General features: G+C 65.2%; 18 protein-coding genes. 12 read left to right on the top strand and 6 right to left on the bottom strand.

What is annotated here, in order from left to right:
• Positions 1-4 precede the first annotated feature (4 nt).
• Both AC0MRV_RS11375 and AC0MRV_RS11370 read left to right on the top strand, forming a co-directional pair.
• A complete protein-coding gene (locus AC0MRV_RS11375) occupies positions 5-748 on the top strand; it encodes a sugar phosphate isomerase/epimerase family protein (protein WP_472764590.1) in 744 nt (247 codons plus the stop codon).
• 54 nt (positions 749-802) lie between these two features.
• On the top strand, positions 803-1,864 hold the full coding sequence (locus AC0MRV_RS11370; RefSeq protein ID WP_472764589.1) for a Gfo/Idh/MocA family protein: 1,062 nt from the start codon (positions 803-805) through the stop codon (positions 1,862-1,864).
• Between the two features lie 73 nt (positions 1,865-1,937).
• On the opposite strand, the gene AC0MRV_RS11365 is transcribed toward AC0MRV_RS11370, so the two are convergent.
• Both AC0MRV_RS11365 and AC0MRV_RS11360 read right to left on the bottom strand, forming a co-directional pair.
• Positions 1,938-2,927 carry a transposase gene (locus tag AC0MRV_RS11365; protein ID WP_472764588.1) on the bottom strand — a complete coding sequence of 330 codons (990 nt, stop codon included), beginning with the start codon at positions 2,925-2,927 and terminating at the stop codon, positions 1,938-1,940.
• A gap of 106 nt (positions 2,928-3,033) precedes the next feature.
• Entirely contained in the window at positions 3,034-6,543 is a 3,510-nt protein-coding gene (locus AC0MRV_RS11360) for a PAS domain S-box protein (RefSeq protein ID WP_472764587.1), read from the bottom strand.
• Positions 6,544-6,725: 182 nt separating this feature from the next.
• Here AC0MRV_RS11360 and AC0MRV_RS11355 point away from each other — a divergent pair, with 182 nt between their 5' ends.
• Positions 6,726-7,586: a PhzF family phenazine biosynthesis protein gene (locus AC0MRV_RS11355; RefSeq protein ID WP_472764586.1), complete on the top strand. Its 861-nt coding sequence runs from the start codon at positions 6,726-6,728 to the stop codon at positions 7,584-7,586.
• A gap of 13 nt (positions 7,587-7,599) precedes the next feature.
• On the opposite strand, the gene AC0MRV_RS11350 is transcribed toward AC0MRV_RS11355, so the two are convergent.
• Entirely contained in the window at positions 7,600-8,286 is a 687-nt protein-coding gene (locus AC0MRV_RS11350) for a response regulator (RefSeq protein ID WP_472764585.1), read from the bottom strand.
• A gap of 197 nt (positions 8,287-8,483) precedes the next feature.
• On the opposite strand from AC0MRV_RS11350, the gene AC0MRV_RS11345 reads away from it, so the two are divergent.
• The 8 genes from AC0MRV_RS11345 (at position 8,484) to AC0MRV_RS11310 (ending at position 15,156) form a co-directional block, all read left to right on the top strand.
• On the top strand, positions 8,484-9,923 hold the full coding sequence (locus tag AC0MRV_RS11345) for an aminotransferase-like domain-containing protein (protein ID WP_472764584.1): 1,440 nt from the start codon (positions 8,484-8,486) through the stop codon (positions 9,921-9,923).
• Positions 9,924-10,103: 180 nt separating this feature from the next.
• Positions 10,104-10,763: a transglutaminase-like domain-containing protein gene (locus AC0MRV_RS11340; protein WP_472764583.1), complete on the top strand. Its 660-nt coding sequence runs from the start codon at positions 10,104-10,106 to the stop codon at positions 10,761-10,763.
• A gap of 162 nt (positions 10,764-10,925) precedes the next feature.
• Positions 10,926-12,056: a CHASE3 domain-containing protein gene (locus AC0MRV_RS11335; protein WP_472764582.1), complete on the top strand. Its 1,131-nt coding sequence runs from the start codon at positions 10,926-10,928 to the stop codon at positions 12,054-12,056.
• Positions 12,057-12,093: 37 nt separating this feature from the next.
• Positions 12,094-12,462, top strand: coding sequence for a response regulator (locus AC0MRV_RS11330; protein WP_472764581.1), 369 nt, complete (start codon positions 12,094-12,096; stop codon positions 12,460-12,462).
• 149 nt (positions 12,463-12,611) lie between these two features.
• Positions 12,612-13,196 carry a DJ-1/PfpI family protein gene (locus AC0MRV_RS11325; RefSeq protein ID WP_472764580.1) on the top strand — a complete coding sequence of 195 codons (585 nt, stop codon included), beginning with the start codon at positions 12,612-12,614 and terminating at the stop codon, positions 13,194-13,196.
• A 44-nt stretch (positions 13,197-13,240) separates the two neighbouring features.
• Entirely contained in the window at positions 13,241-13,636 is a 396-nt protein-coding gene (locus AC0MRV_RS11320; RefSeq protein WP_472764579.1) for a nuclear transport factor 2 family protein, read from the top strand.
• 308 nt (positions 13,637-13,944) lie between these two features.
• On the top strand, positions 13,945-14,487 hold the full coding sequence (locus AC0MRV_RS11315; RefSeq protein WP_472764578.1) for a hypothetical protein: 543 nt from the start codon (positions 13,945-13,947) through the stop codon (positions 14,485-14,487).
• A 225-nt stretch (positions 14,488-14,712) separates the two neighbouring features.
• Positions 14,713-15,156: a cupin domain-containing protein gene (locus AC0MRV_RS11310; RefSeq protein ID WP_472764577.1), complete on the top strand. Its 444-nt coding sequence runs from the start codon at positions 14,713-14,715 to the stop codon at positions 15,154-15,156.
• Positions 15,157-15,160: 4 nt separating this feature from the next.
• Here AC0MRV_RS11310 and AC0MRV_RS11305 read toward each other — a convergent pair whose 3' ends face one another.
• From AC0MRV_RS11305 to AC0MRV_RS11295, 3 genes are read right to left on the bottom strand one after another with little or no spacing between them, the layout of a single operon-like run.
• On the bottom strand, positions 15,161-15,553 hold the full coding sequence (locus AC0MRV_RS11305) for a DUF4174 domain-containing protein (RefSeq protein ID WP_472764576.1): 393 nt from the start codon (positions 15,551-15,553) through the stop codon (positions 15,161-15,163).
• Positions 15,554-15,571: 18 nt separating this feature from the next.
• Positions 15,572-16,330, bottom strand: coding sequence for an SDR family NAD(P)-dependent oxidoreductase (locus tag AC0MRV_RS11300; protein WP_472764575.1), 759 nt, complete (start codon positions 16,328-16,330; stop codon positions 15,572-15,574).
• A complete protein-coding gene (locus AC0MRV_RS11295) occupies positions 16,327-17,523 on the bottom strand; it encodes an FAD-binding domain-containing protein (protein ID WP_472764574.1) in 1,197 nt (398 codons plus the stop codon). The genes AC0MRV_RS11300 and AC0MRV_RS11295 overlap by 4 nt, the downstream gene beginning before the upstream one ends.
• Before the next feature lie 240 nt (positions 17,524-17,763).
• Between AC0MRV_RS11295 and AC0MRV_RS11290 the strand changes: the two genes are divergently transcribed.
• The gene (locus tag AC0MRV_RS11290; RefSeq protein ID WP_472764573.1) at positions 17,764-19,455 is read left to right on the top strand and encodes a DUF255 domain-containing protein; all 1,692 of its coding nucleotides are present in this window, start codon (positions 17,764-17,766) and stop codon (positions 19,453-19,455) included.

The following is a 19,455-nucleotide window of genomic DNA, read 5'->3' as shown; positions in this document are numbered from 1 at the left end:
TTCCATGACCTCAACGACTCCCCGCACCTCCCTCCAACTCTGGTCGCTGCGCGATCACACCAAAGATGACTTCGCCGGCACTGTCGCCAAGGTTGCCCAGATGGGTTACTCCGGCGTCGAGACCGCAGGTTTCGGCAACCTCGATGCCGCTGCTGCCGCCGCCGCGATCAAGGACGCCGGCCTCGTCGTCTCCGGCATGCACGTCAACATCCGCCACTTCCGGGCCGACTTCAACAAGGTCGTCGACGAGGCCATCACCTGCGGCGCCACCGACCTCATCGTGCCCTCCTGGCCCGCCATCCAATACCGCAGCGCCGACGCCTGCCGCCGCATAGGTGCCGAGCTCAACGACCTCGGCGCGAAGTTGCGCGACCTCGGATTCCAGCTCCACTTTCACAACCACGATTGGGAAATGAAGGAGGTCGACGGCCGCCGCGTCTTTGACTGGATGCTCGACGAAGCTGCGCCCGCCAACCTCGGTTGCCAGGCCGACGTCTATTGGGTGCACAAAGGCGGCAAAGACCCGACCCAGTTCATCCGTGAACAGGGCCGCCGTATCACCCTCTTGCACGTGAAGGACGAAAAGGAAATCGGCAGCGGCCCGGTCGATTTCGCCCCCATCTTCGCCGCCACCGCCGAGATCGGCGCGGTGCAGTGGAACGTCATCGAGGTCGAACAATACAACCACGACCCGCTCGAGTCCGTCCGCCTCTCTCTCGAACAACTCAAGTCCTGGGGCCAAGCCTGACGCCCCCGCGCCCCAACCAAAAAATCGAGAATCCAAATTCGAAAATCCCTCCAGATGCCCAAGAAAAAGTCCTCCTTCAATGTCGCCGTGATCGGCGCCGGCGCCATCGGCCTCGACCACATTCGCAGCTTCCAGCAACACCCCGCCGCCAAGGTCGTCGCCCTCGCTGAAGTTTCCCCGGTGCGTGGACGCGAGGCCGTCGAGACCTACAACATACCGGACCTGGTCACCGACTATACCGCACTGCTCGCCCGTGATGACATCGACGTCGTTTCCGTCGCGCTGCCCAATTACCTGCACGCCTCCGTCGGCCTCGAAGCGCTCAAGGCCGGCAAGCACCTCATGATCGACAAGCCCATGGCAACCAACGCCAAGGACGCCGCCAAGTTGATCGCCGAGGCGAAGAAGCGCCGCGTGAAGCTCATGGTCGGGCAGAACATGCGCTTCAGCCCCGAGGTGCAGACGGCCAAGAAGCTCATCACCGACGGCAAGCTCGGCGAAGTCTATCACGCCAAGACCGCCTGGACCCGCCGCAGCGGCATTCCGCGCATCGGCTCCTGGTTCACCCAGAAACAATTCGCCGGCGGCGGCTGCACCTACGACATCGGCGTGCACGCCCTCGACCGCGCGCTCTTCCTTATGGGGGAGTTCGATGCTGTCGCGGTCAGCGGCCAAACCTACTCCAAGCTCGGCCCCCTCGGCCGCGGCGAGGGCAAGTGGGGCAAAGGCGAGATCGACAAAAACGCCACCTTCGACGTCGACGACCTCGCCGTCGCGCTGATCAAGCTCAAGAGCGGCCGCACCGTGTTGCTCGAAGCCTCGTGGGCCGCCCATCTGCCCCAACACGATTTCTTCACCTCCCAGGTCTTCGGCACCGACGCCGGCGTGATGCTCAACCCGCTGCGCCTCATTCGCCCGGGCAAGCAAGGTTACATCACGGAGGAAGTCGCCGCCGGCACTCCGCTGGTGCACGAAAATCGGATGGTGCACTTCATCGACGTGCTGTTGGGCAAGGAGCAGCCCTACGTTGACCCGGCCGAATCGCTCGCCGTGCAAAAGATCCTCGACGCCATCTACAAGTCGACCGCCACCGGCCGCGAGGTGCGTATCAAATAAAGGGATACTCGCGCCCCTCCACTGCAACCGGGCTCGCTGGGCCCGGTTTTTTTGCGCAGGTCACCTGGCGGCGTCAACCAAACGCCCGCCGGCGCAAACCCCGCAGGGTGCACAATCCGCCCCAGTCGGTCACCGCCGGCACCGGACGCGGTAAGGACCGTGATCTTCGCCCCGAGCGAAGACGATAATATCGAAGCTGTTCCGCGACAAAGGTCTGTGACCCCAGCACCGCGCCATCACTGAAATGACGTATCCGGTGCCGCAATACGGTCGACAAGGGCAGTTTCCCGCCACGCGCCATCACCTCCTCAAAGTCCTCATACGAAACGACGCCCCCCTCCTCGCGAGGACCCACGGCGGTGCCGAACAACATCTGCCGGTAGCCCGCCTGAACGGCTCGCCAGGACGCCCGCTCCGGCCCATCGAACAACCGCGCCAGGCCCTCCCGCGCCCTTTCATTCCCGGCCAGTGCCTCTGCATAGCCGCCGAACCGGTAGTCCTTCGGGTCGTTCACCAGACCTGCCCGCACCGGATTGAGATCAATGTAGGCGGCCATCGTGCGCATGGCGCCGGGTTTGTTTTCGACCAGCACGCTTTTGAAGCGCTCGGACCAAAGGGTGCCGTAGCGGCCATGGGACCGATTGAACCAAACCGAAAAGCGCTGTTTGAGCAGCTTCATGAATTGAGAGACGTCGCCCATAAGTGCCACCTGTTGGGTGCGCCAAGCGACGGCCTCCGGACCATTTTGAGCCAATTGCTCCTTGATCACCTCGAGGCGGGCGGTCTGGTATCGCGTCGGCTTCGGGTAGAGCACCGCGTAGCGGCGCAGAAGCTCCGCATCGCTCACCTCTTGCCGCTCCGGCACGCGCAGGAGCACATGGAAGTGATTGGACATGATCGCGAACGTGCAGACCTGCACGGCGCAGTAGTCAGCGATCTGCCACAACTGCTTACGCAGGACCTCCTTCGCGACCTCATCGAACAGCCGCTCCCCATTCACCGTGCGGCTCATCACATGATAAACCGCCGCCCCCTCCCCCGCATCGACCTTAATCCGAGCCATCCTCATCACCCCCACGCCAACACCCACCCCATCCAAAGTCGATTATTTTTAACCTGTCCCTTATTACATGATACTATTGGTCTGCGCGGGTCGTTTGGGCGCCGGATTACTCGGCCATCGCGTTGCCGGCCAGCACTTCGCGGAGCACCCGGGCGAGGTCGGCCGCCCGGTAGGGCTTGGTCACCCGACCGCAAAATCCGTAGTCGCCGTAGTTCGCCAGCACCGGATCAATCGAATAGCCACTCGATACGATCGCACGCACTTCGGGATCCAGTTTGCGCAGCTCCTCCATCGCCTCCTTGCCTCCCATCGCACCAGGCACCGTAAGATCCATCAACACCACGTCAAAGGGGGTTCCAGCACTCCTGGCCTCAAAATAGCACTGCACCACCTCCTCGCCACTCTCAACCGTCTTCACCTCCAGGCCCAACAGGTCGAGGAGGGTCCGCGCCATGTTGCGGATGTTCTCCTCGTCATCCATAAAGAGCACCCGCCCCTTCAGCCGCTCCGTCTCCGGCTGTGTCTCCCGCGCGACCGGAGTGGTGGCCTGCGGAATCGCCGGCAACAAGATGCGAAAACGCGTTCCCTGCCCCGGCTCCGAACTCACGTCGATGTGACCGGCATGGCGCTTCACAATCGAATACACCGACGCCAATCCGAGACCGCTGCCAGTCTCCTTCGTCGTGAAATAGGGATCAAATACGCGGCTCATATGCTCGGGCGGGATGCCCATCCCCGTATCCTCGATCAGCAACTGCAAATAGTCACCCGCCGCGATCCCCCGCACCGGATCCTCCCGATGCCGCAGGTTTTGCAGCGCGATCTTCACCACCCCGCCATCCGGCATCGCCTGGACCGCGTTGAGCACGAGGTTCTGCACCACCTGCCCGATCTGCGCACGATCGACATCCGCCGTCCACAAGCGCTCCGGAAAATCCATCTCGCTGCGCACCTTGGAACCATGCAGCGCAAAATTCGTCGCCTCGCGCACCACCTCCGTGAGGCGCACCGCCGACCGCAAGGGATTCCCACCCTTCGAAAACGTGAGCAACTGTTGGGTTAAGCCCTGCGCCTTCTCCGCCGCGAGATCCGCATCGCGCAACCAACGCGACACGTCAGCCACGTCCTCACATTTGTGGCGGGCCAGGTGCAGGTTGCCCAAAACCACGGTCAACAGGTTGTTGAAGTCGTGCGCGATGCCACCCGCCAGCACACCGAGCGATTCGAGCTTGGTCGTGCGCAACATCTCTGACTCGTGACGCGCGCGCTCCGTCACATCGCGAAACACCAACACCACTCCGACGGGCTGACTCCGCGCATCGTGAATCGGCGCGCAACGCCCCTCAATCAAACGCGGCGTGCCGGCCCGATGCACCAACTGCGTGGAGCGCGGCAGATCCACCACCGTCGCACTGCGCATCGCCGTGTCGAACGGCACCGGCACATCCCCCCGCGTCCGCTCGTGGCGCAAGACACAGACCTCGCCGAGACGCCGCCCGATAGCTGCGCCCTCGACCCAACCAGTGAGCATCTCCGCCGCTTCGTTCACATACTGCACCACGCCGCGCTCGTCGGTCGTGATCACGCCCTCCGTCATCGCACGCAAGGTGACCGAAAGCCGCTCCCGCTCCTCGCCCAGCGCCTTTTCGAAACGCTTGCGATCGGTGATGTCCGACACGAAGCCCTGCAGCCGCAACAACTTGCCCTGCGCGTCCCGCACCGCCCGCACGTTCTCGGAGATCCACTTTCGCGTGCCGTCGGCACACTCGATCTCCGATTCGAAATCAAACACCGCGTCGCTCTCGCCCAGCGCCTTGAGAAAGGCATGGCGCCGACCCGACTCGAGATAGAGATTCCCCACTCCGATCTCGCGGCTCCACGCCAACAAACCCTCCGGTGAAGCACAGCCAAGCATCCGCGCAAAGGCCGGGTTGACCGCCACGATGCCCTCCTCCGGCGTTGATTCATAGACGCCTTCGATCGCGCTCTCAAACAGCGTGCGAAAACGTTCTTCGCTCTCGCGCAACTTGACCTCCGCCGAACGCAGCTCCGTCACCTCCGTCACCACCACCAACACTCGCCCGAAGTCCGGTCGCCCCCCGACCATCGGGACCGTCCATTGCAACAAGCCGTCACCGGTCGTGCCGTCTCCGCGCCGAAACGTCATCTCCACCCGCACATCGAGCTCGCCGCGCCACAAGGCCAGCAGCTCCTCGCGAAACGCCCGGTGCAGACTGGTGTTGTCATCCGGCGCGAGACACCGCCCGTAGGACGCCACGTCGGGCACCCCCACCATGCGCAATGCCGCCTCATTGGCCCGCACCGCCTCGACGGTGTTGAACTGCCGCGACACCTCCTCCGGATGCTCATCCAACCAGGTCGCCAAATCTTGGATACCCTCCGCGCGCCGCTCGAGAATCCACGCCGCCACCGCACTGTAGTTCTCCTCCACGATCGCCACCGGCGCATGTTGAAACATCTCGCGAAACCGTTCCTCGGATTCGCGCAGTTGCTGCGTGCTTTCCTGAACCCGCCGCTGCAAACGCACGTTGAACCAGATCACACCGAGTGCCACCAGCGTCGCCAGCACCAGTCCCGCGCCGATGCCGTAAACCCAGCGCGGCAATCCCGAGGTCGGCGGCTGGTAAACGAAGTCGCGCAGGTTCCACGGGCCGTTCACCAACCCCAATTCCAACAGGGCGACCCCGACCTCCTGCACCCGATCACGGTCCACCGACCCCAGCGGCACCGTCGCCGGCTTCACGAGACCGCGCGCCATGTCCGCTTCGTAACGCAGCCGCGACCGCGACTGCACCAAACCCAACTCCGCCGCGTGCTGCCCCAGCTGCACCAACATTGCGCCGGAGTCCGCGAGCGCCGTTTGCCACCCACGCAGCACTGCCGCCCGCAGAGCGGCGACCCGTTCCGGGTGATACGCCAGCTCCCCCTCACTCGCGAACAGGCAATCCCCATAAAACACCGCGATGCCGTTGTCAGCCGGGCGCAGCCAAGCGAAGTCGCCCTCAAACACATCGCCTTGCCGCCAGTCAGCCGTCTCCGGCACCGCCACGCCCAGCGCCCAATCCATCCAAGTCGCACGGGACTCGTCGGCGTGCAAGCGTCGCAACATCATCCGCAGCGGCGCCCCACGGCCTTCCGTTCGCAACGCAATCGTGCGTCCGGCCAGATCTACCGCTCCGGCCCCGCGGACCTCGCCCTCTCCCTCGGCCACTGCCCGCAATGCCGTCGGCGTTTCCTGTTGGATCGCCGCCAACAGGACCACCGGATGCTCCCGCAGGCGCGCCAAAAAAAAGTCGTCTCCACCCACCACATACACGCCCGGCTCCACCAGCAACGTTTGCAGGGGATCTTCCCCCGCCCGCGGATAACGCAGCACCACGTCCAACCCCGCCTCGCGAAAATATCCATTCCACACCGCCGCGTAATAACCCGCCTGGCGAAAACCCGGTTCGCCTCGCAGGACCAGTTCAACCCGCGTCAGCGGCCGTTCGTCCACGGCGACGGTCTGACCCAGCGCGATCGACGCAAGGGTCCAACCCGCAATGAGGGTCACCCAAACCATCCGTTGGCTTAGACGCAAAAGAGCTAATGTCATTCCCGGTAGGATACCTTAGCCAAGAGGGGGCGCGCGTGCTGTCGAGTCCGCAAAGCGCATTGCAAATAATTGGATATCTTTATTACCAGCACTTTGCAAAATCGACACAGAGCCCGTTTCCTTCGCACCGCACAATCCGGCCGCCACTTGCCCTGCCCTGTTCGTCACCTTCAGCTCCGGACATGACCACGCTGCCATTTTATTGGGTCGACGCCTTCACCCAGCGCCCGTTCGCCGGCAACCCCGCCGCGGTTTGCCCCCTTGATCCCGCCACCGGCACCGCCTCGCTCGAGACCCCGATCCTGCAAACCATGGCCCGGCAGCACGGCCTGTCCGAAACCGCCTTCGTGACCCCACTCGCCGATTCCGCCGTCGCCGATTTCCATCTGCGCTGGTTCACGCCTGAACTTGAGATCGACCTCTGCGGCCATGCCACGCTGGCGACCGCCCACGTGCTCTTTAACGAGCCCCTGTCCCTGCCCACCCCGGCCTTCGCCGCCGCGCGCGACAAGTCGCAGCTCCGCTTCCAAACCCTCAGCGGCATCCTCACCGTGCAACGTGATCCCGCGACCGTCCGACTCGCCCTCGACTTTCCGGCCCGCCCCCCGCAACCGATCGATCCGACGGCCGAACCCACCGCAGTGCTCGCCGCCTTGGGCCTCCCCGCCGCCACGCCCATCACGCGGGCGCGCGATTGGTTTGTGGTGCTGCCCGACGTTGCCGCTCTGCGCGCCATGCAGCCTGACTTCCGCGCGCTCGCCGACGCCAGCCCGCACAAGGTCATCGTCACCGCACCCGGCGACGACGTGGATTTCGTTTCGCGTTTTTTCGCGCCCACCGCCGGCGTCGACGAAGATCCCGTGACCGGTTCGGCCCATTGCTCCCTCACGCCGTATTGGTCCAAACAGCTCGGCAAATCGGAACTCACTGCCCGCCAGCTCTCTCCACGCGGTGGCGAGTTGTGGTGCACCGACCGCGGCGAACGCGTCGAAATCTCCGGCCACGCCGTCACTTACCTGCGCGGCACGATCGATCTGCCGTGAACCGGCGAACGCCTCAACCGAGGCCGTTCTGCAGCACCCAGCGCACAAGGCTGGCGACTTCGCGCACCCCCAACTTCTCCATGATGTTGGCGCGGTGTTTTTCCACCGTGCGGGTGCTCAGATCCAGATCCGATGCAATCTCCTTGGAAGAACGACCGGCCGCCACCAGTCGCGCCACCTCGAGCTCGCGCGCCGACAAAACGGAAGGCAAGGCCGTGCTAGCCGGCGGCAAACCACCGCCCGCCACCGGGCCGCTCTCGGCCTGCACGTGGGACGCGAAAAACATACCGCCCGCCATCACCGTATCGATCGCTTGGATCACGTAGGCCAGCGGCGCCGTCTTGTCGACGTAGCCCCCCACGCCCAAACCCATCAACTGCGACGGTAGCTTCGGCTCAGCATGCGCGGTCAGCACGAGAATCCGCACATCCGGGGCACGCTGCCGCAGCTCCCGCACGATTTCCAGACCGTGCTTGCCCGGCAAATGCAGGTCCACCAGGAGCAAATCCGGCGGCGATTCCAGACACGCTTCCAATCCCGCCGAGCCGTCGGAATAATCCGCCACATCCTTCCACCCCTTCCGTTTTTCCAAGGCCCGCTTGAGGAGCTGACGGAAGACCGTCTCATCTTCGATCAAGATAACACGGGGTGATTCGGGGACTTCTGTGACTTCGACGCTCATGAAAGCCTCGAAAGACATAGGGGCGTTCATCTGGCGGGCGCAAGCGCGCTCTCGCCTTCAAGCCGAACAAAATTGTGCCGCCCCAAAATACGCTGTCGCGCCAACTGTATTGGCCACATCAACTCAGCACTGTGACTAGGCCGAAGCGCCCCCTGTCCGTTATCCTCCCACGTCGCATTCGCGCTTCCCTTCCTTCCACACCACGCCCTCCCGCCATGATCGCCACCTCGCCTCCCCCGTCCACGCTCTACGAACAGTTGGCCGAGTCGGTGCAGGCCCTCATCGAGCACGGCACCCTGCGCCCCGGTCACCGCGTGCCCTCGGTTCGGCGCATGGCGATGCAGCGCGACGTGAGCGTGTCGACCGTCATCCAAGCCTACACGGTCCTTGAGAATCGCGGCCTGCTCGAGGCCCGCCCCCAATCCGGCTACTACGTGCGCGCCCGACCCGGGCTCCTTGCTCCCGAGCCGCGCATGGCCCGCCCGATGGCGCGCCCGTCCGAGGTCGGCGTCAGCGACCTCGCCGCTGAGATTGTCGCCGTCTCCGCCGATCCAACCTATGTCGCCTTCGGTGCCGCCTGCCCGCACCACAGTTTGTTTCCCAACAAAAAACTCGCGCGTCTGCTCGGCGCTGCCGGACGCGACGACCCCGCCATGCTCGGTCGCTACGCGATGGAAAACTCGCACCCACCGCTCTGCCGCGAGATTGCCCGCCGCTACCTTCAGGTCGGCACGCCCCTCAACCACGACGAACTCGTCATCACCGTCGGTTGCACCGAAGCGCTCAACCTCGCCTTGCGCGCCGTGACCCGGCCCGGCGACACCGTTGCCATCGAGACCCCGTCCTACTTCGGCATCCTGCAAACCACGCAGGCCCTCGGCCTCAAGGTGATCGAGATCCCCACCGATCCGCGCGAGGGCATCTGCCTCGATGCCCTGCGCCACGCGCTCGAAACCTTTCCCATCAAGGCCGTGCTCGTCATCCCCGCGTTTCAAAACCCACTTGGTGCCTGCATGAGCGACGCGCGCAAAGCCACCCTCTACGACTTGCTGTGCGAGCACGATCTGCCGGCCATCGAAGACGACGTTTACGGCGACCTGCACTGGGGCGATCGCCGCCCCAAACCCCTCAAAGCCTGGGACAGCGACGGCCGCGTCCTGCTCTGCAGCTCCTTCGGCAAAACCCTCGCGCCTTCCCTGCGGGTCGGCTGGTGCGCTCCGGGTCGCTACCTCGAGCGCGTGCGCCGCCTCAAGTTCACCAACACCCTCGCCACCCCGCTCGTGCTGCAAAAGACGGTGTCCGACTTTCTCCGCAGTGGCGGCTACGACCACCACCTGCGCTCCATCCGCCGCGCTTATCGCGAACAGGTGCAGCAGTTCTCCACGGCCATCGTGCGCGAGTTCGGCGCCGGCACCCGCATCAGCCGACCCCAGGGCGGCTTCGTGCTGTGGGTCGAGCTGCCGGCCGGCGTCGACACCCTGCGCCTCCACCGCGACGCCCTCGCCCACCGCATCAACATTGCGCCGGGCCTGCTCTTTTCCGTGCGCGACCGCTACCGCAATTGCCTGCGCCTCAACTGCGGTCTCCCTTGGACGCCCGCCGTCGAGCAAGCCCTCGCCACGCTCGGCCGACTCATCGCCCGCCAGCTCGGCTAGACCGGCCCTCTCTGCAAGGGGCTGGGGGGACGCCGACGTCCCCAACGGCGTTGTGCACCTTTCGCACCCTGGCTCGGGGAGATATTTCCCGGTCGCCGCGCTGAAGAAAACCGCCTCGCGACCGATGTAGACAGGAGGTAGGAATCCGTCCGCCCCAACGACGCGACCTGCCCTCCTTTCATGGCCACGTTCCGACGCCTCGCCCGTTTCACTGGCGGCGCCGCCCAGCCGGGCTGCGCTCCGCGGGCGCGCGCCCGCTCCCGAGCCCGGCAGCTCTCAACCCTCGTGCTCGGCCTATCTCTGTTTGGCGTATTGCCCGGCTCCGCCATGGCCATCTCCCTGCGCGAACTCGAAGCCACCCCCAAACTCACGCCCAAAAAATTCGCGGCTTACTTCGAGACCTTCCGCTTCGAACTTTTCCACCACGTTCAAAGCCCGGACGAGTTTCTGCGCAACCGCCGCGGCGACTGCGATGACTACGCGGTTCTGGCCGACCACGTGTTGCCCGAGCGCGGTTACGAAACCCGCCTCATTCACGTGCGCCTCGCCGGCATGGTCGCCCACGCCGTCTGCTACGTGACCGAAGACCGCGCCTACCTCGACTACAACAACCGCGCCGTCTTCTTCCGCACCACCAAGGCCAAACCCGCCCTGCGCGACATCGCCGACAAGGTCGCTGCCTCGCTCAACGCCAATTGGACCTCCGCCTCGGAATTCGTCTACTCTTACGAAACCGATCGCAAGATCATCACCGCCACCGTCGTCCGCACCGCCGACCCCGCCAAGGACCCGCCCCCAAAGAAAGCCCCAGCCCCCAAGAGCTCCCTTCTGGTGGAGTAGGCTCCTCGTTTTCACTGACTCCATCTTTCTCTTTCATCGTTCTCTTCATCCCCGCCGCCCGAAACCCGTCCGCCCCCGCGCGCTCCATTTCAGACGTCCGCCTTCCGCTTTCAGTTCTCCGCTCCCGCAGCCGCGGGACCTTCCCCGCCTCCACTTCCTCCCATGGATAAAACCTTCCGCATCCTCCTCGTCCTCTTCATCGCCGCCGCCGTCGTGCTGCTCGGTGTCGTCGGCGTTTCGCTGCGCAACATCCAACGCGCCCAACTCGCGTCCGAATGGGTCAACCACACCCACGCCCTCATCACCGAGGTCAACGACACCGTGGCCGCCATCCGCGCCGCCGACGGCGCGCTAAGCACCTTCCTGCTCACCAACGACCCCGGCCGCCAAACCGCCTTCCGCGACGCCTTTGCCGAACTCGCCGAACATGTCGAAGTCGCCAAGGCCCTCGCCGATGCCGATGAAACCAACGCCGCCGGCGTCGCCGAACTCGAAGCCCTGCTCCAGGAACGAGCCGAACACGCCCGCGCCCTGCTCGCCGCCCACCGCTCCGGCGACACCGCTTCCGTGCAGGAACAACTCTCCGAAGACACCGCCAACGGCGGCCTCTACAACATCGTCGCCGCCGGTCAACGCCTCCGCGCCAATCTCATCGAGCAGCTCAACGACCGCGACCGCGCCGCCTACCGCACCGACCAAACCGCCCGCACCACCCTCTACCTCGGCGCCGGTCTCAACATCCTGCTCCTCCTTGGCGCCGCCTGGTTCATCCGCGATGACCTCGCCGCCCGTCGCCGCGCCGCCGCTCTGCTCCAATCCGACAACGAACGCCTCGAAGCCCGCGTCGCCGAACGCACCGCCGAGCTTCGCGAAGCCAATCGCCAGCTGAAGACCGAGAACCTCGAGAGCCGCTGGAAAAACCAAGCCCTCAGCCACCAGCTCCGCTACAACCACCTCATCGTCGATTCGATCAGCGAGCTCGTCCTCGTCATCACCAAGGCGCGCAACATTTCCCGCATCAACCCCGCCGTGGCCCGCGCCATCGGCCTCGACACCGCCGAGCTGGTCGATCGCCCGCTCGACGAGTTTGTGCAACTCGACACCCCCGCGGGCGACAATGCCCTCGTCGAACCCATCACCCATTCCCTGCGCAGCGGCCAGGACCTGCGCAACCAACCCGCCCAACTCAAAAACCGTCGCGGCGACCTCGTCCCCGTGCGCTTCTCCCTCTTCCCGCTCCGCGACAGCGACAAAGTCGTCGGCGGCGTCGTCACGCTCCATCTCAACGACTGAGCTCCACCGACCTTAAGACCTTCAGCCCCTCCTTCCCGTGCAACATCACATCCTCTCCATCGACGACGAAGACATCATCCGCAACCTGCTCGGCGAGTTGCTCGAAGCCCACGGCTTCCGTTTCACCGGCGTCGCCACCCCGCACCAAGCCCTCACCATCGCGCGCGACGATCCGCCCGACCTCATCATCACCGACCTCCAGCTCGAAGAGTCCGACGGGCTCGAGCTCGTTGACCAACTCGCCGAGCTCGTGCCCGAAGCCCCGGTCATTCTGCTCACCGGCATCCTCTTCGACGCCAAGACCGTCGACGAAAAACTCTCCGACAAGATCTCCACCTACATCAGCAAAACCTCCCCGCTCGACACCTTGCTGAAGGAGATCAAACGCCTGCTGAAAATCAGCTGAGCTCGCATCGTCCACCGAACCCACCGTGGCCGTGCCGGCCCCGGTAGGGCGACTGCTTGCGGCAGGCCGCCCCGCGTTGCCTCTTCGCCCACGCCGCCGCCGGCAATTTCAGCGTTTCAGGCTCTTGGGTTTTCAGCATTTTCCAGCAGATGCGCACCGTCGCCCTTCTGCTGTTTGACGACGTCGAGGTTCTGGATTTTGCCGGTCCCTTCGAAGTCTTTTCCGTCACCAACGAGCTGAATCAAAACCAGCTCTACCACGTGCACACCGTGGGTATCAGCGCCGGCACGGTCCGCGCCAAAAACGGCCTGAAGGTCATCCCCGACCACACCCTCGAAACGGTGCCGCGCCCGGATATCCTGATTGTTCCTGGTGGCTCCGGCACCCGCCCCCTCTTGCGCCAACCGGCCACCCTGGAGTGGATCGCCAATCGGGCCAAAACCGCCGAGCTCACCTTCTCGATCTGCACCGGCGCCCTCGTCCTCGCCAAGGCGGGCCTGCTCGACGGGCTCACCGTCACGACCCACCACGAAAACCTCGACGAACTCACCGCCCTCGCGCCGACCGCGACTGTCGACGCCTCCGCCCGGTTTCACGACCAAGGCCGCATCGTCACCGCTGCCGGCATCAGCGCCGGCATCGACGCCGCCCTCCACCTCGTCGCCCGTATCCACGGACACGATACCGCCCAACGCACCGCGACCTACATGGAGTATCCGTGGTCGGGACGATGATTTCAGGGATAGTCGAATCGGTTCATCTCGGTTAAAAGCAGCCCATGACCAACAAAGAAACCGTTCTCGCCTTTTTCGACGCCGCCAACCGGGGAGACATGAACACCTGTCTCGGTCTGCTGGCGGATGAACTCGTTTGGACCGATATCGGCAGCACCAAATTTTCCGGCACCTACCAAGGCAAAGAGCGCGTGCTGCAGGACCTCATTGGCCCGCTGTTCGGTCAGCTCAAAGGAGGCATCGTTTCCGAGCTCCACACCGTGATCGCGGAGGGAGACCACGTGGTGGTCGAATCGTCGGGTCGGGCCGAGACCACCGCCGGCGTCGCCTACCACAACACCTATTGTCAGATCTTCACCGTCAAAGCCGGGTTGATCACGGCGGTGGTCGAATATTGCGACACCGCTCTCGTGGACCAAGTATTCGGCCAACGAGGGTGATTCGACGGATCAGACACGAGGAAAGAGGATCCGAAACGCGTTGGCCGCCTATCCGCAGGCAAGCTTCAGCCAAGCGAACGAAGCCGGTGACCGTCCCGAGCAGATAGTGCGCACGAAGCTCAGCCGGACGGAGTCTGAATTGAGCACGAGCACAAACAGCAGCCAAACTGGGCGCCGTTCGCAGTTGGCATTGGCTGAACACCGGAAATTGGTGATTGGAGGGGATGAAAACAACCCGTCGTGTTGACGTTGCCACCGGCCGCCAACTCCGCCGGTCCAAGGAGCAGCGCAAACAGACCCCGTGAACCATGATACTCTTCAAGCGGAGGTATAAGAGCAGTTGGCTCTACTACGCGCTGTTCAAAATCATGGGGGTGATGCTGGTGGGCAGTTTGCTGTTCCTGGTGTTCGAGCTCACCGATTTGGAACCAGACGCGTTTCGTCACGCCAAGATCGACGAGCTGATTTTCGGCGTCCTCTTCGTCCCCCTCTTCCTCGCACTCATAGCCTACATCGCGTGGCGGTTCGCGGTGGTTTCAGCTTACGCGGATCGACTCGAAATCCACCGCAACGGGAAGACCACCGCAAAGCAGTGGAGCGATGTCCAAGGTATTGCCCAAGTGCCCTTCTGCACGCCACCCGTCTATCGCATCCGCTTCAGGGATGGAGAGCCACCGGCCTTCGTTTGTGTCTTTTCTTGGGTGACGGCATCCATCGGGTTCTGGTCTTGGGACTTCACCGATTTCAGCGACAACATCGAACTGTTTATCGAGTCATCTGAGATGGCGAAGGAACCGCCCCCAGCGCACGACCTTCCTCAGCAGGCCACCGGCCCGGCGGATCGTAGCTAACGAAGAATCCTTGGGCAGAAATGGAGGTCTCGCGAGGCAGACCGGAAAAGGGGGCCGGAGAAAGGGACGTGTCGTTACACATCAACCGTCGCTTCCCGCGGGGAAGCGGTTCGCCGGTGACGGAGAATTGACCTGATCGCGGTGCTCGGTTGGCGTCTCGCGGCAACCAGTTCGGTCGGCACACGCCGCTCGAACGCCTTTCTCCCCAGCCTTCAATCGACTCCCATGAAACCCATCCTTGTTCGGCCCGAAGACGGCAAAGACATCCACGCCTTTGGTGAAGTGAATCGTGTCATGCTCGATGGCAGCATGACCGGCGGCAAAATCGCCGTGATGTTCGACACCACCCCTCCCGGCGGCGGGCCGCCCCTCCACCGCCACGCCAACGAGGACGAGATCTTCCTCGTGGCCAATGGCCGCATCAGCTACCGGCTCGACGAGACCTGGACCGAGCTGCCCATCGGTTCCGTCGTCTATCTGCCCAAGGGCTGCGTGCACACCTACAAAAACGTGGGCGACACACCGAGCCAGCACTGGATCCTCACCCTGCCCGCCGGCTTCGAAACCTTCTTCAGCCGCTGCGGCGAAGAGTTTGCCAAGGGCGGTGCCCCGGACATGGGCCGCATCGTCGAGATCAGCCGCGAGCACGGCATCGAATACCTACCCTGATCGCCTAAGAGCTGTCCGCCGCCCGCCGCATCTCCGCGCGCCGCATCGGCATGGCGTCGATGATCGCAAACAGTTCCGTCGGATCCAGCACGGTCGCCCGACGGTCCTTGCGGCCGCCGTCCTTGCCGATCAGTTCAATCGAAAAACGCGGCGCCCCAAACTCGGTGAAAACCCGCAGGTCGCGCTCCGCCAATTCGCCCGGCACCGCCGCCAGCACGGCGAGCTGACGCCGATAGGCGGGATCGTCGTCCGCCGGCGCACGCAGCACCAGCAGACGGTGTTGCCAGCGGTAGGCTTGCAGGTCCGGCGGTAGCGGCGCCGTTACCAGTTCGGCGGCGGCGGAGGTCGCGACGGAGCCAAGGAGGCCGGCGGTGAACAGGCGTTTGAGCAGATGCATCGGGATTCTGGATACGGGCTATTTGACCAGCGGTCGGACCGTGGTGAAACCGCCGTCGACCGGGATGATCTGACCCGTCACGCGCGCCGCCGCCGGGCTGAGCAACCAGGCCATCACATCGGCGACCTCGTCGGGCGTCTGCACGCCGCCCAGCGGGTATTGTTTGCCGGCACCTTCGCGGATGGCGTCGACCTTGAGCATGCCGGCGGTGAGCGGTGTGTCGGTCATGCCGGGCGCCACGGCGTTGAAACGCAGTCCGGCGCTGGCGTAGGTGGCGGCAGCGCTCCGCACCAGCGCCTCCACCCCGCCTTTGGCCGCGGCGATGGCTTCGTGGTTGGCCACGCCGATGCGCGCGACGACCGAGCTGGCAAAAACCGCCGCGCCTTTGAGCTTCGCCGTTTGCAGGGCGCCGACCCAGGCCGCGAGCATGTGAAACGAGCTGTCGAGGTTCACCCGCATGACCTCGCGCCACGCCTCGGCTTTGGTGCGATGCAGCGGCGTGATGAGCGTGTTGCCCACGCAGTGCGCCAACAACTGCGGCGGAGCGCCCAATCGCTCGGCGCACTCGGTCACGGTCTGCGCCGCGCCGTCGGGCGTGGTGGTGTCGGCGGCGATGTGCGCATCGGCATCAACCGTCGAGAGCGTTTCGGCGACGCGACCAACCGCCGCCACGCGGTGCCCCTGTGCCCGCAACTGCGCGACGAGGGCGCGGCCGATGCCGCCACGGGCACCGGTCACCAGTGCAATGGATGAAGAGGAGTTGCTGGTTTGGTTCATAAAAGCGTGGGCGTGAGCAAATCATGGACGCGGTGACAGCCTTTGGTAGCACGGCGCCACCACCGCGAAAACGAGTCGCAACGCGTGTCGACGACGGGGAACAGGGGTTGCACGCGACGCGCCTCCACATTGGCTGGCAGAATCGACGCAATATGCGGATCAGTCCGCGTGCGCACCACCTGCGCCCCGGCGAGCAGTTCGGTGAGTTCGGCGCAGTCACCGATGCACACCGGCGCGTCGAGTTCGGCGAGTCGGGTGAGCACGAAGTCCCACCGCACTTTGCTCCACCTCCACTGCGCAAAAAACTCCGCCGGCAACCACGCCACCGGCACGTGTTCGGCCGGCACCTCCCCGAGCGCCCAGGGGTGAATGAGCCACACCGCCCGATCCGCGAAGCGCGCGGCGGTGGGCTCGGGCTGATCCGCCGGGAGCGGCGGTTGCGCCAGCAGTTGTGTCTCCGCGTCGTCGGTCGCATCCGGCGAAGTGGCACCGGCCGGCGCCACCCAATCGGCATCGCGCGCCAACGCGTCGAGCTGCGCGTAGGTGGCGTCGAGGACCGTTCCCGGACAGTGCCAGGTCGGCGGGGCGTAGCGCGCCACGTTTTCGGCGTTGAAGAGGTAGGGCTTGTGGCTGCCGGTGCCGGCGATCCATTGCCAACTCAGGTGATTGCTCGCCAAGTCGCCATCGAGCAACAGGCCGAACATCCAATCCGCCCCGACCCGCCAGTGCACCTTGCGCAGGTGCACCACATAACTCGCCAACCACATGCGCGCGTGGTTGTGCAGGTAACCGGTCGAGCCGAGTTTTCTCACGGCGCGGTCGATCACCGGCACGCCGGTCGTGCCCCGCGCGATGTCCGTCGGCAAATCGCGCCGGTAGGCCGCCTCGGGCAACACTCCCTCGTGCAGTGCCTTCAGGATGCCATCGCCACGGTGCGCCCAGACGTGCCGGTAATACGCGCGCCAACCGAGTTCGAAGACCAACTTGTGTTGCACGTCCAAGTCGTGCCGCTCCGCCACTGCCCCCGCCACGTCGCGGAGCTCCAGCAGACCATGCGTCAGGTAGGGCGAGAGGCCGGTAACCGCGCCGTCGAGCGCGTTGCGGGTGCGGGCGTAGGCGCGCGGATCCACCCGCTCGAGCGCGGCGCGCGCCGCCGTCGGGGTCGGCGCGAAATGGGCAACGGGAGCGGACATGCGGGCAACGAGGCGCAAATGCAGGCAGTTGCAAACAATCGCCCCATCACGTCGCCTCCGCCGTTTCGGAACGCTAATCCGGCAATCGACGCCGGGTCTTGTGCGCTTGGCCCCAATTTGCTTTCTTTGGCGCCGTTTGTGCGGCACCCCTGCGCCCCCGACCGGTCTCTCCCTCACCGTCGTGGCGGCCGCCCCTGCCGCCCAGGCCGCCCTTTAAGCCCCGACATCCTCCCCACATCCATGATGCTTCCCCGTCGTTTGTTGTCCGCCGTTCTCCTCGTTTCCAGCCTCGCCTTTGCCAGCGTCGCCCACGCCCAGGTTCGCTGGCACACGTCGCTCGAAGAGGGCCAAGCCGACGCCCGCGAGCGCCAGGTGCCCGTCTACCTCTTCCTGAGCGATCCGCTCAACGAGCTCACCGGCGCCACCGACCGCCAGACCTTCGCCAATGCCGAGGTCGCCGCCTTCCTCAACGAACACTTTGCCTGCGTCCGCATCGATCGCGACGCCGCGCCCGGCCTTGCTGGCTTCGGTCAACAGTGGCTCGCCGCCGACCAAAAACTGCCCGGCTGGCCACTCAACCTCTGGTTCACGCCCGACCTCGGCCCCATTGAAGGCGCCTCCTACCTGCCGCCCACCGAGGAGTGGGGTCGCGAGGGTTTCATGGTCGTCGCCAGTCGCGTCGCCGAACGCTGGGGCGCCGATGCCGAGGCCGTCGCCCGCTCGACCGCCGGCACCGCCGACCTCATCGCCAACTACCTGCCCTTCGCCGCCGAGCCACCGGCCGACCTCAACGCCGCGCTGGCCACTGCCGCCGAGGACTGGCTCGCCCGCCTCAACCCCGAGCTCGGCACCTTCGGCGACGCCCCCCACAGCCTCGAACCCGAAACCATCCGTTTCCTCATCGCCCGCGGCGGCGATGCGCGTGACACCGCCCTCGACGCGCTGCGCAAACGCATCCTCAGCCCCCTGCGCGATCCGATCGACGGTGGCTTCTACCGCGCCACCGCCGACAGCAAGGGCAGCATCCCCGTTTTCCAAAAGCGCCTCACCGATCAGGCCCGCATCGCCCTCGCCTGCCTCGACGCCGCGGCCGTGAGCGACGACCCCATCTTCGCCGCCGGCGCCAAGAGCGCGCTCGACTACGCCATCAACCGCCTGAGCCCCGCCGGCGACGGCACCTTCGTCATTGGCGAAGACGCCACCTCCCCCAACGCCACGGTGGTGCAAACCTGGACCTGGGCCGAGATCATCGCGCTCGTCGGCGAGGATATGGCCACCGCGCTCGGCGCCCGCGCCGAGGGCAACGTCGACCCCGAGGAGGACCTGGAGGGCCACCACAAAGGTCGCAACATCCTCAACGCCTCGCCGATCGCCATGCGCCCGCAGGCGATGTTCGACCTGCGCGCCAAGTTGCTCTTCGACCGCGCCGATCGTGCCTCGACGCTGGTCGACCAGCTGGCCAACGCCGCCGGCCACGCCCTCATGTTGCACGCCATGAAACGCTCCGAAGCGGAGCTCGGCGACCTCGACCACGGCGCCTACGCCCTCGGCACCCAGGCCGCCCTGCGTCGTGACTTCGCGGCCGAAACCGAGTTCTTCTCCCACGTCGCCAACAGCGAAGTGCCCGCGACCCCCGAGGACCTCGTGCTGACCGCGCTTGCGCTGGGCAACGACGCCCTCACTGCGGAAGCCGACGCCAAGTTCTACGACGACGAACTCGGCCTCTACACCGTCACGGCCGACGAGGTGCTCGGGATTCGACCCCTCTGGTGGCAACCCGGCGCCGGCGATCTGCCCGCTCCCATGGTGTGGCGCGTCATGCTCGGCGGAGCCCCGGACCTCATGGTCGATGAGCTCACCCTGCCCTTCGAGAACCCCGACGTCCCGCCGCCCGGCGCGACCCTGCTCGCGCTGCAGGCCACGGTGGAATAG

The sequence above is a fragment of the Actomonas spartinae genome (genome assembly GCF_051209155.1).
Taxonomy (GTDB): Bacteria; Verrucomicrobiota; Verrucomicrobiia; order Opitutales; family Opitutaceae; genus Actomonas.
Note: the sequence above shows the minus strand (reverse complement) of the source record. Positions and strands in the feature narration are given on the sequence as shown.

What these genes read in the sequence shown, in the direction of transcription:
- AC0MRV_RS11325 (WP_472764580.1), top strand. Translation starts at nt 12,612, where the DNA reads ATGCGCACCGTCGCCCTTCTGCTGTTTGACGACGTCGAGGTTCTGGAT.
- AC0MRV_RS11335 (WP_472764582.1), top strand. Translation starts at nt 10,926, where the DNA reads ATGGATAAAACCTTCCGCATCCTCCTCGTCCTCTTCATCGCCGCCGCC.
- AC0MRV_RS11370 (WP_472764589.1), top strand. Translation starts at nt 803, where the DNA reads ATGCCCAAGAAAAAGTCCTCCTTCAATGTCGCCGTGATCGGCGCCGGC.
- AC0MRV_RS11295 (WP_472764574.1), bottom strand. Translation starts at nt 17,523, where the DNA reads ATGTCCGCTCCCGTTGCCCATTTCGCGCCGACCCCGACGGCGGCGCGC.
- AC0MRV_RS11350 (WP_472764585.1), bottom strand. Translation starts at nt 8,286, where the DNA reads ATGTCTTTCGAGGCTTTCATGAGCGTCGAAGTCACAGAAGTCCCCGAA.
- AC0MRV_RS11345 (WP_472764584.1), top strand. Translation starts at nt 8,484, where the DNA reads ATGATCGCCACCTCGCCTCCCCCGTCCACGCTCTACGAACAGTTGGCC.
- AC0MRV_RS11375 (WP_472764590.1), top strand. Translation starts at nt 5, where the DNA reads ATGACCTCAACGACTCCCCGCACCTCCCTCCAACTCTGGTCGCTGCGC.
- AC0MRV_RS11310 (WP_472764577.1), top strand. Translation starts at nt 14,713, where the DNA reads ATGAAACCCATCCTTGTTCGGCCCGAAGACGGCAAAGACATCCACGCC.
- AC0MRV_RS11290 (WP_472764573.1), top strand. Translation starts at nt 17,764, where the DNA reads ATGATGCTTCCCCGTCGTTTGTTGTCCGCCGTTCTCCTCGTTTCCAGC.
- AC0MRV_RS11300 (WP_472764575.1), bottom strand. Translation starts at nt 16,330, where the DNA reads ATGAACCAAACCAGCAACTCCTCTTCATCCATTGCACTGGTGACCGGT.
- AC0MRV_RS11305 (WP_472764576.1), bottom strand. Translation starts at nt 15,553, where the DNA reads ATGCATCTGCTCAAACGCCTGTTCACCGCCGGCCTCCTTGGCTCCGTC.
- AC0MRV_RS11360 (WP_472764587.1), bottom strand. Translation starts at nt 6,543, where the DNA reads ATGACATTAGCTCTTTTGCGTCTAAGCCAACGGATGGTTTGGGTGACC.
- AC0MRV_RS11315 (WP_472764578.1), top strand. Translation starts at nt 13,945, where the DNA reads ATGATACTCTTCAAGCGGAGGTATAAGAGCAGTTGGCTCTACTACGCG.
- AC0MRV_RS11355 (WP_472764586.1), top strand. Translation starts at nt 6,726, where the DNA reads ATGACCACGCTGCCATTTTATTGGGTCGACGCCTTCACCCAGCGCCCG.
- AC0MRV_RS11320 (WP_472764579.1), top strand. Translation starts at nt 13,241, where the DNA reads ATGACCAACAAAGAAACCGTTCTCGCCTTTTTCGACGCCGCCAACCGG.
- AC0MRV_RS11365 (WP_472764588.1), bottom strand. Translation starts at nt 2,927, where the DNA reads ATGGCTCGGATTAAGGTCGATGCGGGGGAGGGGGCGGCGGTTTATCAT.
- AC0MRV_RS11340 (WP_472764583.1), top strand. Translation starts at nt 10,104, where the DNA reads ATGGCCACGTTCCGACGCCTCGCCCGTTTCACTGGCGGCGCCGCCCAG.